13 protein-coding genes are annotated in these 15105 nt (G+C 37.0%); 2 read left to right on the forward strand and 11 right to left on the reverse strand.

The window, feature by feature from the left end:
- Nucleotides 1-32: 32 nt before the first annotated feature.
- Nucleotides 33-1775, forward strand: coding sequence for a PQQ-dependent sugar dehydrogenase (locus tag BW980_RS04305; RefSeq protein WP_076453665.1), 1743 nt, complete (start codon nucleotides 33-35; stop codon nucleotides 1773-1775).
- Between the two features lie 60 nt (nucleotides 1776-1835).
- Here the strand turns inward: BW980_RS04305 and BW980_RS04310 are convergent, their stop codons facing one another.
- Genes BW980_RS04310 through BW980_RS22260 form a run of 3 tightly spaced genes read right to left on the reverse strand, consistent with a single transcriptional unit; the run spans nucleotide 1836 to nucleotide 4242 of the window.
- Nucleotides 1836-2981 (reverse strand): sugar-transfer associated ATP-grasp domain-containing protein, encoded by a 1146-nt coding sequence (locus BW980_RS04310; RefSeq protein WP_083690342.1) that lies wholly within the window; start codon nucleotides 2979-2981, stop codon nucleotides 1836-1838.
- Complete coding sequence (locus tag BW980_RS04315) at nucleotides 2906-4024, reverse strand: phenylacetate--CoA ligase family protein (protein ID WP_076453667.1); 1119 nt, start codon at nucleotides 4022-4024, stop codon at nucleotides 2906-2908. Before BW980_RS04315 ends, BW980_RS04310 begins: the two co-directional genes overlap by 76 nt.
- Nucleotides 4025-4035: 11 nt before the next feature.
- Complete coding sequence (locus BW980_RS22260) at nucleotides 4036-4242, reverse strand: hypothetical protein (RefSeq protein WP_139327582.1); 207 nt, start codon at nucleotides 4240-4242, stop codon at nucleotides 4036-4038.
- Between the two features lie 15 nt (nucleotides 4243-4257).
- On the opposite strand from BW980_RS22260, the gene BW980_RS22490 reads away from it, so the two are divergent.
- Entirely contained in the window at nucleotides 4258-4422 is a 165-nt protein-coding gene (locus tag BW980_RS22490; protein WP_175609843.1) for a hypothetical protein, read from the forward strand.
- A gap of 6 nt (nucleotides 4423-4428) precedes the next feature.
- On the opposite strand, the gene BW980_RS04320 is transcribed toward BW980_RS22490, so the two are convergent.
- The 8 genes from BW980_RS04320 to BW980_RS04350 form a co-directional block, all read right to left on the reverse strand.
- Nucleotides 4429-5688 (reverse strand): WcaI family glycosyltransferase, encoded by a 1260-nt coding sequence (locus tag BW980_RS04320; RefSeq protein ID WP_076453668.1) that lies wholly within the window; start codon nucleotides 5686-5688, stop codon nucleotides 4429-4431.
- 25 nt (nucleotides 5689-5713) lie between these two features.
- Complete coding sequence (locus tag BW980_RS04325; RefSeq protein ID WP_139327583.1) at nucleotides 5714-7039, reverse strand: hypothetical protein; 1326 nt, start codon at nucleotides 7037-7039, stop codon at nucleotides 5714-5716.
- Nucleotides 7040-7064: 25 nt separating this feature from the next.
- Nucleotides 7065-8303 (reverse strand): glycosyltransferase family 4 protein, encoded by a 1239-nt coding sequence (locus tag BW980_RS04330; RefSeq protein ID WP_076453669.1) that lies wholly within the window; start codon nucleotides 8301-8303, stop codon nucleotides 7065-7067.
- A 56-nt stretch (nucleotides 8304-8359) separates the two neighbouring features.
- A complete protein-coding gene (locus BW980_RS04335) occupies nucleotides 8360-9682 on the reverse strand; it encodes a lipopolysaccharide biosynthesis protein (RefSeq protein WP_076453670.1) in 1323 nt (440 codons plus the stop codon).
- 42 nt (nucleotides 9683-9724) lie between these two features.
- Nucleotides 9725-11995, reverse strand: coding sequence for a GumC family protein (locus tag BW980_RS04340; protein WP_076453671.1), 2271 nt, complete (start codon nucleotides 11993-11995; stop codon nucleotides 9725-9727).
- A gap of 389 nt (nucleotides 11996-12384) precedes the next feature.
- Complete coding sequence (locus BW980_RS04345; RefSeq protein ID WP_076453672.1) at nucleotides 12385-13740, reverse strand: exopolysaccharide biosynthesis polyprenyl glycosylphosphotransferase; 1356 nt, start codon at nucleotides 13738-13740, stop codon at nucleotides 12385-12387.
- 737 nt (nucleotides 13741-14477) lie between these two features.
- Nucleotides 14478-14609, reverse strand: coding sequence for a hypothetical protein (locus BW980_RS22895; RefSeq protein WP_013992472.1), 132 nt, complete (start codon nucleotides 14607-14609; stop codon nucleotides 14478-14480).
- A 12-nt stretch (nucleotides 14610-14621) separates the two neighbouring features.
- On the reverse strand, nucleotides 14622-15098 hold the full coding sequence (locus tag BW980_RS04350) for a hypothetical protein (protein WP_139327584.1): 477 nt from the start codon (nucleotides 15096-15098) through the stop codon (nucleotides 14622-14624).
- Nucleotides 15099-15105: the final 7 nt, after the last annotated feature.

A 15105-nucleotide genomic window follows, 5' to 3' on the forward strand; every position in this document is an offset into this window, starting at 1 on the left:
ATAAAAGAAGTTTTGGTAATAAAAAATAGAAAGTGAATCTAAAAATACAAAGAATATTAGTTGTATTGTTGTCTGGCGTCTTCGCCGTTCTTATATTTTATCCCAATAGGTTAAACCGATATGTCAAAAGAAAATATCGAGCTTATGTTACTGCTCCTAAAGGCACATTAAAAGACGACGTAACCTTCCAAAAAATAGAGTTAGGGAGTGAGGTTAAAGGGCTATATACAAGTTTGGTATTTGGACCGGATCACAAATTGTATGCGGGTGAGATAGATGGCAAAATAAAGCGATTTCAGGTTCAGCCTTCGGGGGAGTTGCGGTTAGAGCATACCTTTAAACCTTATGGCGAAGAATCTAAATTTTCCATTGGCCTAGCTTTTGATCCGGCCTCGACCTTCGATAGTTTAATCGTTTGGGTTACTTATTCGGAGACTTCTTCTAATTGGGCAGAATTCCCAGATTCCCATCAGGATTTTAACGGAGAGATTTGGGCCGGTTGTATGGCGCGTTTACGTTTGAGTAGTACGACTAGTGAGGTTGTGCGGAATGATTTGATATTAAAGGAGTTGCCTCGTTTTGGTCCGAATGAGGAAAATTTCGCGAATTCCATTGTTTTCGGGCCCGATAGGAAGCTCTATTTTGGACAGGGAGCGAATACGGGTATGGGTTGGTGCGACTGTGAGGAGGGACAGGCGCCATCTCGGGAGGCTTTGTTGTCGGGCACTGTTTTGTGTTTGAATACTGTTGAGCTACCTGAAAAATTACCTATTGTAGTTAAGACCGTTGATGGTGGAGGAAGTTACGACCCCTATGATGTTAGAGCTCCTCTTAAGATATATGCTACTGGCCTTCGAAATGCCTATGACATGGTCTGGCATAGCAATGGGCAACTTTACACCACGATCAATGGTTCTGGGGGTAATGAAAATACCCCATCTTCAGACCCTAAATCTCCGTATTATATTCCTCCCCATCCGAAAATTCATTATACCGGGCCAAAAGATATTCCTGCCGTAATAGGAGCTCAACCGGATCAAAATGATTTTATGGCAAGGGTGGAAAAGGGCGGGTATTATGGGCACCCCAACCCGCTTCGGGCCGAATATGTGTTGAACCGTGGAGGTGCCGATGTAGATAATTATGAATATAAGGGAGTTGAAGCGGATAGTAATTTTAGAGGATTTACTTATGATTTTGGTCCTCATATTTCACCCACTGGAATTATAGAATATGGGAGCGATTGTTTTAACGGGAAGTTAAAAGGGTGTCTTATCGTGGGGCGATTAGGGTATCAAGACTTAGTTGTTCTTAAGCCAGATGGCAAGGGCTATAATATTGTGGAAGACTATGATGGGGCTCAAATGAAATTAACTCTTGATAGTGGCCCTTTGGATTTGGTGGAGAACAGAAGTAACGGTGACATATATGTTTCTGAATATGGTAATAAGACTATTACTCTGTTTCGTCCAACAGAAAATGAATCTAATGAAATGATAAAGGGTGTTGCGGTTGAGGAAAAAGAAGAGATTACTCCTTTGAAGAAAGGAATGGTAGTCTATGAACAGAATTGTCAAATATGTCATGGGGTTAAGGCTCGGGGAGCAACTGGTCCAAGTCTAGTAGACGATAAATGGATATATGATAAAGATGATATGATGTCTATTATAAATGATGGGGCGAAAAATGGTACAATGCCAGCATGGAAAGATATCTTAAATGATACTGAAAAAGAATGCGCCGTAAAGTATATAATGTCCCTTAATAACAAATAGATTACTAATCTATACGATTCCTGTATTTTTAATTTAAAATATATAGAATATGTTGAATGGTTATTTTTTGAGTGAAAATTTTTCCCAGCCAAGATCTTTGAAGCATGGGCCTTGGATAGCTTCTGAGAATTTTATATCATTACTATAACCGTTCCATTCCATCAATACGGGAGTACTATCTTTATCGACACTTAAATCCCAACCTATAGATTGCACCATAGGCATTTCTTTATGAAGATTAAGAACTAAAGAAACACAGTCTTGATAGTTGGGTATTGTTATATGATTAAAACGAGCTTTTGAATCAGGATGATGGTTGATTGATTTCCAATTTGATAGATAACCTACGTTATAAAGTTTCCCGTTTTGTATATCTAAGGGTACACGAATATGATTGGTAGATTTAACATGTGTATCATTTATTCTTCCTAAACGTAGGTAACAGGCACGAACAGAAATCTCATTTTTAGAGTCAATAACTGTAGTGATGCGAATAGTTGCTACTGCTTCTGAAATCAGCTCATCAAAAATAGGATGTTGTTCTATGAACTTTTGGATAACGCAATTTCCCTTTTTTTCAATTTGTTCTAGATTAAAATCTTCTTTTTCAATTCTAAATATTCCGCGACCTTGATAGGATTGGTCCAGTTTACAAATTACTTGGTTTGTATTTTTGAAAATTACATCATAAACTTGGGTGTTTTTTATAGGGCGGAGATTATGGTCGAACCAAAATCCGTTAATAAAAGAAGCCACCTCAGGACAGACTTTTTTATTTAGGAGTTTATTAGATAAAGGTTTAAGAAAAGAAATTTGGCCATATGAACCCTGTATTTGTTGTATAACGACTCTGCCATAATAATTGTCAGGTATCCAGCCCTCTTTGAAATCTCTAGCTAAGGCCGAGTAAGTGTGCAACCAAGGAGAAAAGCCTTTCCACCCCAAAATCTCGATGGCATATTCATCGGCTCTTTTCTTTAATCTTGGTTCTAGTTGTCCCCTATCTTTTTCAATTTCAATGAGCGCTTTTCGCGCAATAGTGTTGGATATTTGGTGGTATCTATAATCCAATAATTTTTTAGAACACTGCTTAAACAATAATTTAATATTTTCTTTAGAGGTTCTAGTTTTTAATCGTGTTCGAGGTGGCTCACAATAAGAGGAGTTTTTGTTGTTGTACGTTTTATACGGTTTACTTTCTTGCATGTTACTTCAATCTCTAAACGTGAACGTTTTTTTAGTAAATGAACCATTTCTTCAACTGCATCCCTAGCTTCTTTATCCGATGTGCGTGGGACATATTGTATACATACCGTATAATCCGGTTGTTGAAGTAGTTGAATCTCTTTAAAAGCCGCAATATATTTATCGAACATAATCATCAAATGTTCTCCCCGTATACGCAAGCCTGAAGGAGTCTCAATATTAACTGATTGTCTCCCTCTAACGTTGTCCATTAGTCGTAAGGGTCTGCCACACTTACAAAAATAATCTAAGTATTTTCCTTCGTCTCCTATTTCATAACGAATTAAGGGAAAAGCGTGGTTGGTAAGGTCGGTTAACAAGATTTTTCCAGTAGTATTTGGCGGTACGGGCTGATTGTCTTTGTCAACAAATTCAATATGTACGGTGTCTTCCATGATGTGCAGACCATTTTGTTCGGGGCACTCGGCCGCAATCAGCATTATTTCGGTATTACCATATTGATCACAAACGGGTGCTCCAAAGGCTTTTTCCATTAGTAATCGCTGCTCTTCAAATAAAGGAGCTGACGTAACCCAAACTACTTTAGGCGGATTTATTTTTATATTGTTGTCCAGCAAATAAAGAGCAAATTCAAAAACAACGTCTACATAGCCTTGCAGTAATGAGGGTTTGATACGGTTAAAATCATTAATAAATCTATTAAGTTTTTGTGTATCAAAATTCGCTGCGGCAAGAAATATTCGCTTGGTAGGCCACCAAAGTAAATGATTTTTGATCCTTTTTTTTAAAGGTCTTTTATATCTGTAGATAAAAGCTTGATTTTCCCAAGGTTCTATTCCCCAAAAGTCTAAAATGCGCCATCTAATAGGGGTTTCAGGGTGTCTCAGGTCATGTAATATAGTGATAGGTTTTCCGGTACTTCCAGAGGTACAGGCCTTTCTGTAGTCGGCCTTAGAGATGTTGTCCGCCTTAATGTCTTCAAAATTTTCACTTAATTCAGAACGTGTTAAATGAGGAAGCTTTAAGAAGTCTTCCTTAGTCATCACTCCGTTTTTTATAAAATCCAATTGGTGGTATTTTTTTTATAAAATTTAGTGTGTGTAATGGCGTGGTGTACTAAGGCTTGGCGTCTTATGAAATTGAGGGCAGATAAATCCTCAGTTTCCAAATTTGTCACTGTTGCGCGATGTAAACCTTCAAGTTTTGGATTTACAAATTTAGTTTTAAATGAAAAAACTGCTTTTGAAAAGCTATTCTTCATAATGGTCAGGTATTAATGATAGCCAAGATAAGGATATCGGATAATTATTTGATCGTACAAATTGGTCTGGCACAGTCAATCGAATTGGGGGAGGCAATGAGCTTAAAGTTACAAATGAATCTGCAAACCATAGGGGATACTTTATCAATAGCGCTATTGATCGATAAACTACATGTATAAATTCGCTCAAGTATACAGTTTTTTTTCAAATGCCTGCATGATGGTGTCGATGGCCAAATAGTTCTCGGCATAGGTTCTTGCCGCTTTTTTTATGGAAGCGTTGTCTCGGTTTTCAAAAGCCTCTAAAATACCGGTGTTTAAAGCTTCTTGGTTTTCGGCGGCAACTAAAAGCCCCATGTTGTATTTCCGTACAATTTTATGCAAACTAGATTGTTCATTGGCCGTAATCAGGGCCAAACCGCCCACGGCCAAAATAGTGGTTAATTTTGAGGGCATAACGAGGTCACTGGCCTTTTCTTTCTGTATCACCAAATGTAAATCGGCCATATTTAAAAAAGCATTAAAATCGGCTTTGGGTTGTAGGGGAAGGAAACGCATATTCGGCAAGCCCATTTCCTCTGCCATATGGATTAGGGTTTCCTTATAAGGCCCTGTACCGCAAATAGCGAATTGTAGTTGCTTATGACCCTTAAGGGTTTGGGCGGTATGGAGAATGGCTTCAAGGCCTTGTTTTTCGCCAATGGCGCCCGAATAGAGTACCACCCAGTCGTTTGGGGCAAACCCAAATTTTTCTTTTAAGCCCTCTCTGTTCTCAATCATCGGATAAAAGCTATGGGTCTCCGTCCAATTTGGAAAGAACAATAGGGGTTTTTGGGCTTTTTTTTCAATGCGGGCCATCATTCCATCGGAAATGCTACTTACCACATCGGTATTTCTAAAAATAAAGCGTTCGGTGCCGTATAATAGCTTGAGCAGTCGAGGTGATTTTATGAGGCCCAAATCTTGGGCGGCTTCAATCTGTAGGTCTTGTATGTGGTGCAAATGTTTGGCCCCTCTTAGTTTTTTATATAAAACCCCTAAAAGACCAAATTGAAAAGATGGGGCGATGGAAATAATCCAGTCATATTTTTGGTGAAAAAATAATGGAATCATACGGAAGAAAGCTGTAATGGAAAAAGTAGTATCTAGCATCATGCGCTTTGCTCCACTAGGTTGTTTTGGGACATACATAGGACATCGTATTACGGTAAGTTTGCCACCTGACTTAAAAACTTCTTCCTCTTTTGTATACCAAAACCGATTCTTACGATATGGTTCTTGTATTTTCCAATATGGATAATAGGGATAGGATGTAAGTACAGTACATTGATGTCCCTTTTTAGCTAACCAATGCATCATTTCACCTGAATATTTACCTATGCCTGTTAATTCTGGCGAAAAATTATATCCTATAAAGATTATACGTAAAGTTCTTTTGTTTTCCATAGGTAAAACATTTAGTTGTATTTATTCAATAAATCTCTTTGCGAAGTGTTGAAATATTTTCATCCTTTAGTAAAGCTTGTGCTAAACCAATTATCACTACTGTAAAACCTAGATTCATTGTAGATGCCCATTGCCCTTGAATCAGAATAAGTAATCCTACACTTAATAACAGCCATGGCAAAAGGTTGCCGTCTTTGAGAGATTTAAAACTAATAAGTGATAACTTAATTGCGAATAGTAGTCTTACTAGGATGATTCCACTGCCCATTACTAACCCCATTTCACCAATTATTCGCCCATATTCCATTTCTGCAATAAGAAATTTTCTGTCCCCTGTCATTAATTGACTTCCTACATTTGTTCCCATACCGATGCCATATCCAAAAAAAGGTACATCTCTTGATTCTACAAAGCCCCTGAACATATATCCAAAAATTCGGTCAACTAATGAATTTGAAACACCTCCTTCAACTTCGTTGGCCTGTTCAAATCTTTTTACTATAACATCTAAAGGAGTACTGAAGAATTCAAAATTACTGAGTAATGCTCCGAAAACAATTAATACGCCTGTGACCAAAAGAAGTTTTTGTAATTTTTCTCGGTTAAAAATTAGACTGAAAAGGACGAACAAAAATGTAAGACAAATGGAGTAAAATAGAGCTCTGCTTATGGCAAGGGGAATGGAGGCTATTAAGCAAAATGTTGATAAGGTTAATAACAAATTATTGATTTTCGCTTTGCTAAACCAAAAATAGAAAATATAAACTGCTAGGAAACTATAAAATAAGGTCGTTCCCATTGTGAATGAAAAAGTTCCTGGCGGTCTAAAATAGCCCATAGCTCCGGCGAAACCAGCTCCTTCAAGATTGCCGCCAACACCTCGGTTCACCCATGCAGATTGCGGGCTATAAAATTGTAAAGCAATAAGGATGGTCATTGGAATGGCAAGGTAAATCATAATTCTTCCCAAGTTAATGACATCACGTTCGTTAAAAACACCACCAATAATAAATATTAAAGGAAAGTGTAAGAGGTATATTCTTGCTCCAAATAAAGCAACAAAAATATTTGAATGGCCAAAGAGAAGGGCTGTGATAATACCGAGGGAGCCTAGACCGAACATACTGATTAAAAAAATGTTTTTTTTCAGAATTTTATGTTTCCAAGAATAATACAAAATCCATATGGCTAACGGATCACGTACAACCAAAAGTGCGTCAGATAAGGAAGGAAGAAACCATTTTCTTAATGCTCCTTCGAAAATTAACAGGAAAAAATAGAGCCAAATAGCTTTCTTTAATTTTCTATCTACACTGGTTTTTAAATCTATATGTTGTATGACTTTGTACACTAATAGGTTGGCTTTATGTTTGCAATCATAAGTTTTTGACAATATTGTTAACTTCGTCGGAATAAACAGACCATTGTCGTTTTCGAGCTGTTTCCATAGCCTCTTGAGCTACGGGTACAATTTGACTTGGGTTTAGAACTAAATCTTCAATTAGGGCTTCAAGGTTCTCTGTATTTCCCGCCTCAACTAACCAACCGTTTTTACCATGTTTGATTAAATCGCCGCCAGCTGTATTTGATGTTGTAATAACGGGGAGCCCTTGAGACATAGCTTCTGTTATCACAAGCCCAAAGCCTTCAAAAAGTGAAGGGAAAACAAAGACGTCATGATCCCGCATTAGCTCCAAAATTTTAGGAAATGGCAGGCTGGGTATATAATTATGTTTTGCTAATTGCTCATTTAATGGCTCACATTTATTATTCCATTTTCGACCAACAACGGTTAGTGAAACATTATCTGAAAATTTATTAACGGCAGTGAAAAGATTAGCGATCCCTTTTCTTTGAGATAGTCCTCCAACAAATAATAACCTTAACTTTTGGTTTTTTTTAATAGAGTTGAATTTTTTGTGTTCAAAAACCTTTGGGAAACCAAATGGAACAACTTCAATTTTATTGATTTTACCTGGGAATTCTTTTAAAGTATTGGCAGTGAAAGTACTAGCGGCAAATACACAATCAGCGAGTTCTAACTCTTTATCTTTGTTCATTAATCGTTCTTCTGAGTTATTGATTGAAGGAATAGTTTCTACCCACTCAGGCCATTTTTCCTTTTCTTCTTGATACATGCGCTGAGCAGCACGCCAATATCCAATTGGTTGATCGTAAAAACATTTTAATCCTAAAGTTTTGGCTTTTTGAAAGGAATGATATGCGCCATCTTCATAGGCATATATTGCGGTAGCGCCATTTCTACTCTCCTGAATAAGACGATTTGCTACACTTTTGTCAAAATTTTTATAAACGGACCAAATTGAGTACGGGTCATTGTCTGTGCGCGCTAAATTTTTCAATCCGAGTCGAGGCATCATTAATCGCATAATCTCTCTATATGGATATATATGTGTAATTGATTGAAGAGAACTGTCAAATTTTCTCTTTTTTATCTCTTCGAAAGGTTTTAGTTCACTTATCTTATCTAAAAAATCATTAGGGAAAGCAGCAAAACAAGTATGGAAGCTTTGAAGTAAATTTTCATTATGTAATCCAAGTGTCATTGCTCTATTTACTTGATTACTGGTAGGATGAGAAACTATTATTTTCATTTTCGTTTAATTTAAAATCTCTTTATAGTAATAAATTGAATTTTATTAATTTGTAATCATTCGTTGATTCTTCCGTCAACGTTAAAGGACTTTAGACCATACCATAAATTAAAAAGGTATAAAATTAAGATGGACGCAAAAGAAAAAATTGTAAGATAGAGTCCACCAGAAACCGTTGTGAGGTCCAAAAACAGAATACCGCATGTAATCGCAAGTATATTAAGAGGGATTTCAAAATAAGGCGAAAACTTAATCCAGCCTTTCGAGTTGTTTAAGGTATTAACAATTTCTACAGCAAGCATTAGCAAGCTTAAGGTGAAAACCAGAAGTAATTCAAAATTCAGATTTGAATACTTAGGTCCAAGCAACCATAGTAATTCGTCTGAAAAAAGATAAACTATGAGTAATGTGACAAAGAATAGAATAGTGTAGCCGAAAAATGTAATACTTATCATTTTTATTAACTTATTTTTTTCAGAGCATCTGCCGAACGAAGGGCCTAAGATATTTGTAGCTAAGGCATTTATGCTCAGAAAAACAAGACCAAATCTAGTAATAGCACCTAAATCGGCAAGCCCACCTGTACTTCCGAAAAAACCTAAAATTAAAATTGCAATTTGATCTCTGAAAGCAAAGAAAAGAGAGTTGTGCCAATTCAATTTGATATATTTGACTAAGGTAGCTTTCTGTTCTAAATTAATAATTGGAGAGGGTTTGCCTAAAGATTCAATTTGTACTTTTTTTATATAGAAATATGAGCTTGTTAAAGCTATTACTGTAATGACCAGTACTGTCTTTATTGTCAAATATTCCTTAAAGAGCAGTAATACTGTGATGACCGCAATGAGTCTAATTGACTGATTGATTATAGATGTCCATTGAACAGCTGCAATTTTTTTTTGAAGTAAAAGAGCGTCTCTAATAATTCCAATATTTGCACTTGGGATAGCCATAAATAGTAAACTGCAAAGAAAAAATATATTCTCTCCAATTGGAACTTCTTGCCTGTGTAAAATCAACCCTGCGTATGATCCTGCTATAAGAAAAGAGAATATGATTAAGTATTTACGGAGTGATAATGTGGTCTTAATCAATTCTGAAAACGCAATAGAGTCATCCCAAATTTGAGAGCCAATTTTTTTGAACCCAATCATGATTCCCGAATTAGATATTATACTCAACATACCGGAAACGGCCATTAGAACCGTGTAGAGTGCATATTCGGATTTTGGTAAATTCCGGACAAGTACTAGACTAATCACTAACCCCATTATCTGAAATAGAATCTGCGCGCTAAATACTTGCCCTATGGCTTTAACTAGTGGCTTGGGCAGTAAACTTTTTATACGACTATTTGTAAGATGAAAAAAATCTGTCAAATGATATGTCTTTAAAAATTGTTTTCTTCGTATTAGATAAGACTATCGAGTTTTTTCATAACCATAGTTTTTGGCCTCTTGGCTGTCATTTAAAACAACCATTGTATTTCTCAATTTTCCGTTTTCATGAATTGTTTCAAGTGTTTTGATACAGTCAATTTTAGTATAATCTTGTCTAACGACATAAATCGTACTGTCTATATAATCATTTAAGGCAAAGGCATCTGAAATAAGTCCAATTGGAGGAGTGTCAATAATAATTCGGGTGTACTTGCCTTTTAAAAACTCCATTAAAGTGCTAATACGGTTGCTTAGTATCAGTCTACCTACTTGAGAGGTTTCGGTACCCGCCCCAATGAGGTGGAGATTGTCATATTGGGGATGTGTTTGAATAATTTCGCTAATCTGAATATCATTATCAATAATAAAATTTGTCAAACCTGGATTGTCAGATAGCCCAAATTGATTCATCAATTTGGGCATTCTCAAATCGAATGCTAAAACTATCACCTTTTCGGAATTAGATGCCATTGTAATGGCCAGATTAGAAGCAATGTATGTTTTGCCTTCTCCTTTTATGGTAGAAGTAATTAAAAGGGTTTGATTATGCTCTGATTTTTTTAAATATTCTAGATTAAAACATAATAATCTAAATAGCTCAGCAATAGGAGTTCTGTTACTTTGAGGAGCTATAAGTGTTTCTCCGGTTGTACTTTTTGCTATTTCGCCCAATATCGGGGCAGTTGTGTAATTGCTTAATTCTTCACTTGATGAAATCTTATTGTACAATAAATCTTTAATATAAATAATTGAAAAAGGTAGGAATAGACCTAGTAAAAAACCTCCTAAATAAAGAGCTGTTTTATTGGGGCTTACAGGATACGTGCTTGATTTCGGTAGACTTACAATTCTTGTCGATGATACTGGAGCTGCTAAGGATAGGACTTCCTCTTCTCTTTTTTGCAATAAATACAAATAAAGCCCTTCTTTTGTGCTCTTATCACGACTGATGTCTACCAGTTGGCGTTCCATTGAGGGGACCTTGGCAATCTGGGCCTGGTATTTATTGGCATTCGATTGTAAGTTCCGCTGGGCGATCATCAAACGGTTTTTGGCACTACGGACGTTTTCAATTATAGCTTTACCCAATTCATCTAGAGTTCGGTTTAAGTTGACAATAATTGGGTTCGCATCCGAGGCGGATTGGGCCATTTGCCCTTTTTGCAATAAAGTAGCATTATACTGGTCAATCATACCTGTCAACGACGGGTCGTTGGCGCTCAAAGAAGCAGGTATGGGGGTATCCATATTACCTTGTTGAAGGTAAGTCTCTATCGCATCTATAACTTTAATTTCGGTTTGGTATTCGGAAATTAATTTTTTATAATCATTTGCTTGCTCAACGTAAAGACTGGCATTGCTAGCAACATCAGTTAAATCATTTCTGGTTTTAAATTGTTCAACAGATTTTTCGACCCCCTCGATTTCTCCGGATAGAAGTTTGAGACGACCATCAATCATTTTTATGGTGTTTTCTGCGAGTTCGTTCTCGTATTTTATCATTTCTTCAACATATGTCTCAATTAGTCCGGCTACAACATCCTCTCCTTTTTTCTTATTTTGACTTAAGAACTGAATTTGTAAAAGGTTCCCTGTTTTATTGGCTAAATCAATATTTAGCTTTTTTAAAAAATCATCAATAACTAATTCAGAATTTCTAATGACAAAATACAGAGGTTTTCCATTGTCAACATATGATGAATTTTCATTTTTTGATATGGTGAATGTTCCAAATGGGGCTTCCACCAAGTCTCCGAAACTATAAGAAGCCCTATAGTCTTTATCCTCCATAACTGTTATAAGTTCATATTTGTTATTCTCAAGGATTTTTATTTCAATAGGCAAATCATATATCAAACCTGATGCGGTTTCATCTACAAGAACTTCAATTGGTGAATCATTTCCATAAATTTCTACATCGCGTACTTTTCCTTCAACGTAATAGTTGATATTAAGAGAGCGATTGGCTATCACTTTTTCCATAATACCAGTTGATTTTAAAATGCCAATTTCGTCCTCTACTTCTGTAGTATTTTTTATAAGCCCTAAACTTTTAATGCTTTCCGCTTGTATGGATCCTTGGCCAGCATCTTTGGTTTTAACAAGTAATGTACTTGATATTTGATATTCGGTATCTGCCCAATACCTCAAGTATAAGAATACCCCTCCCAAACAGATTACTAGGCTAATTAAAAACAGAGGCCAGTATTTTGTGTAATTCGAGAGTAACTTGTTAATGTTATTTTCTTCCATTAGGTGTTGATTTTGAATTTTTTGGTGTAGTAATTCTGTAGGATTATTGTTTCTTAAATTAATTTCAAGAAAGTTGATAGTTTCTTGAAAAACATCATTACATGTATTTTAAATAGTCATAAAAAAAAAGAATAGTTCGATTTTATAGCAATTTTCAATTATTTAACCTTATCTATAATTTCAAAGGAAAGCCATTTTTTACATACCGAAAATTTTTAAAGCATCTAAAAGAGAGATGTCGAAAAAATCGATTCTCAATGTGTTTAATTTATGTGTAACCTATTGAATTAATATAAATTAGGGGCTTGTAAAACTGTGTAAAAAACAAATCGAGCGCCATTTTATAAGAATATGAGATTTAACATTTCTGCCAATTTTATATCGTTTACCTAATAGGCCTTTTCTTCTCCGCGTACGGCATTGACTACGGTTTGTACTATGATCTGTAAGTCTAATAACAGGCTCCACTTTTCTACATAAAAAATATCGAGTTTGGTGCGGTTGAGAATATCTTTCTTTTCCGCAATTTCGCCCCTATAGCCTTTTACTTGGGCAAGGCCTGTAATGCCAGGCTTTACAAAGTGGCGTACCAAATATTTGTCTACCGACACTTCATAGTCCCACGTATGTAATTCCATATGCGGTCTGGGGCCTACCACGCTCATATCGCCCAAAAACACATTGAAGAACTGGGGTAGCTCGTCTATACTCGTCTTTCTGATAAACTTGCCTATGCGGGTCACGCGCATATCGCCCTTGGTGGCCATTTTTGAGTCGGCATCCTTAGAGGGGCGCATAGATCGAAACTTATAACACCAAAAGGTCTTACGTTTTAGGCCGTGGCGTTTTTGTTTAAAATAGAGGTCGCCCGGTGATTCCAATTTGATCAATACGTACATAATGGGCACTAGCCAAGAGAGTACGGTAAGAATCACGAAGGAAGAGAAAAGAATGTCGAAGCTGCGTTTGGAGATACGCGCAAATTCGGTATCCAAAGGTACTTTTCTCAGGTTGAGAACGGGTATGGTCTCGTAAAGTTCAATAGACATGCCCCTAGAATAGATTTCTTTATTGTCGGGAATGATCTTTATACGGATGAGATTGTTGTCGGCAAAGTCGATCAGGTTGCGCAGCTCTTTGTTGTTGAACTTTGAGGCAACGCAGTAGATTTCATCAATGTCGTTTTCCAAGATATAGAGAAAGCAGTCGATGACAGGCCCCAGATAGGTTTGGCTTTTTGATTTTTTATCGTCAAAGTAGCCCATGTAACGGTAGCCCAATTCGGGTTCGTCAAATACCTTTCGTATTTTTTTTAGGTTTTTGTCACGGCCGATGACCACGACCCTTACCGAGTTTCCGCCCCATAAACGGTATTTGCGGCGGACCCAGAAAAATAGGGCCCTATACAGGGTCAAGGCAATACATATGGTCAAATAGACAAAGAGCTGGTGCTCCAAGGATTCATAAATACGTCCGGTGAAGCCAAAAAGGGAAAAATAGGCCAAACCATAGATAAGATAGAGCTGGACCATCTTATGAATGTTGGTCATAAAGCGCTCTTTACGCACCCTTACGTAGTATCCTAAACCATAGGTAATGAGCAACCACGATATGTTGTAGTGCAAAATGTAGTAAATATGGGTGTAGGTATCGGGAGTAAGTAAAAATAATAGCCCGTTTATGATACACAAATGTGCCGCTACGGATATGGGTAAGATTAAGTCTGAATTCTTTGCATTTATCATCTCCGTAGTTCTAGTAAATTGTCAACTGGAACATCTTGTTCGTTTGCAACGTGATTTTTTTTATAGCGTGCATTTCAAAATGGACCATTGTAAGAATTTAATACATTGTTGATGTCGCCGTAACAATAAATTTCAACACATTACCTCATTATTTTTAAAAGATTTTAATGGTAATTTCTCTAGCTTCAGGGCGTGTTTTAAATACGGCGACAAATATAAGATTTCGGGTATTACGGGCAAAATTATTAGCCTTCAATAAACCAAGGGCCCTATGGTTTGGCTGGGATTTAATTCTTTAAAATGTAAGTAGTTGCAATGGGGATAGGGCTTACCAAAGATTGGGGGCGAGTGCATTTTTACGAATTTTATTTTGCTGTATCTTTTACTTGCTCTTTTCGGAAAAAATTGGGGTAGAACGGCTTTGAAATCTTTTATTCGATAATTATCGGGGGCGCTTTTAAGAAAGCCGAAATTTTATAGGTGATTTGTTGTTGGATTCATAGTTGAAATGCGTAAAATCTTACTTTTAAATGTTTTTTAGACTTCACTTAAATGCGGCTTGCCCTTGACCGTTGTATAAAAAAAGGGAGCGCACCCCTACGCTCCCTTCAACTAATTATACAATTACTATTTCACAAGTGAAATAGGTAATCAACCTACTTATGAGTTACAAAGATGCGGCGGTTTGCCTTACGGTATTGATCCTAAAAAAATCAAGATTGACGCTATTGCCAGTCTTAGTTGATCACATAACCTAATATCCAGTACAGGATGATAAAAACCACGATGCTACCTATGCACCCGCATTTGCCTCCACCTATTTTCTTGGCGCCCCAACCGGCCAGTAGGGCTTTTAGTATGTTCTTCATATCCGTAATTTTTTATAGGGTCTTTATAGGCCCCGTTCGGTAAATGGTGTTATAGTCCATCCGTAGCTTTTGGAGCGTACTGTTCAGGTTTTCGGCTTGCGATTGCAGCAGGGCCTTGGTCGTTTTGGGGACTCCATTAAGGCTTAGGAGCTTTTGGTAACCTAGCACCAAGGCCTCCTCCCTATCGGTAATCAATACATTGATTTGGGCATCGGATAGGTGGTCTTCCAACACCTGTTTTTCCAAGGGGGTAAAAATAGGGCTTTCCCCCGTAAACGGCGCGACCATTTTTCGTTCCGTTACGCTGTGGTACTCGTCGGTTAGGATTTTTGCGAAATCCCTTTGCTCAAAATGGCGTTTTTTAAAATAGGCGTGATAGCTCGGGTAGCGATCAGATCGTATCAAGCTGCCATAGGCCCTTTCTGCGGCCACGGTTTCGGCTACCAATTCATGTAATGCATTTTCCCAGGTACTGCGTTCTTTTTCCATTTGCTTT

Source organism: Zobellia uliginosa (genome assembly GCF_900156625.1).
GTDB classification, from domain to species: Bacteria; Bacteroidota; Bacteroidia; order Flavobacteriales; family Flavobacteriaceae; genus Zobellia; species Zobellia uliginosa.

What these genes read in the sequence shown, in the direction of transcription:
- BW980_RS04310 (WP_083690342.1), bottom strand. Translation starts at nt 2,981, where the DNA reads ATGCAAGAAAGTAAACCGTATAAAACGTACAACAACAAAAACTCCTCT.
- BW980_RS04315 (WP_076453667.1), bottom strand. Translation starts at nt 4,024, where the DNA reads ATGACTAAGGAAGACTTCTTAAAGCTTCCTCATTTAACACGTTCTGAA.
- BW980_RS22260 (WP_139327582.1), bottom strand. Translation starts at nt 4,242, where the DNA reads ATGAAGAATAGCTTTTCAAAAGCAGTTTTTTCATTTAAAACTAAATTT.
- BW980_RS22490 (WP_175609843.1), top strand. Translation starts at nt 4,258, where the DNA reads ATGATAGCCAAGATAAGGATATCGGATAATTATTTGATCGTACAAATT.
- BW980_RS04320 (WP_076453668.1), bottom strand. Translation starts at nt 5,688, where the DNA reads ATGGAAAACAAAAGAACTTTACGTATAATCTTTATAGGATATAATTTT.
- BW980_RS04330 (WP_076453669.1), bottom strand. Translation starts at nt 8,303, where the DNA reads ATGAAAATAATAGTTTCTCATCCTACCAGTAATCAAGTAAATAGAGCA.
- BW980_RS04340 (WP_076453671.1), bottom strand. Translation starts at nt 11,995, where the DNA reads ATGGAAGAAAATAACATTAACAAGTTACTCTCGAATTACACAAAATAC.
- BW980_RS04345 (WP_076453672.1), bottom strand. Translation starts at nt 13,740, where the DNA reads ATGATAAATGCAAAGAATTCAGACTTAATCTTACCCATATCCGTAGCG.
- BW980_RS22895 (WP_013992472.1), bottom strand. Translation starts at nt 14,609, where the DNA reads ATGAAGAACATACTAAAAGCCCTACTGGCCGGTTGGGGCGCCAAGAAA.
- BW980_RS04350 (WP_139327584.1), bottom strand. Translation starts at nt 15,098, where the DNA reads ATGGAAAAAGAACGCAGTACCTGGGAAAATGCATTACATGAATTGGTA.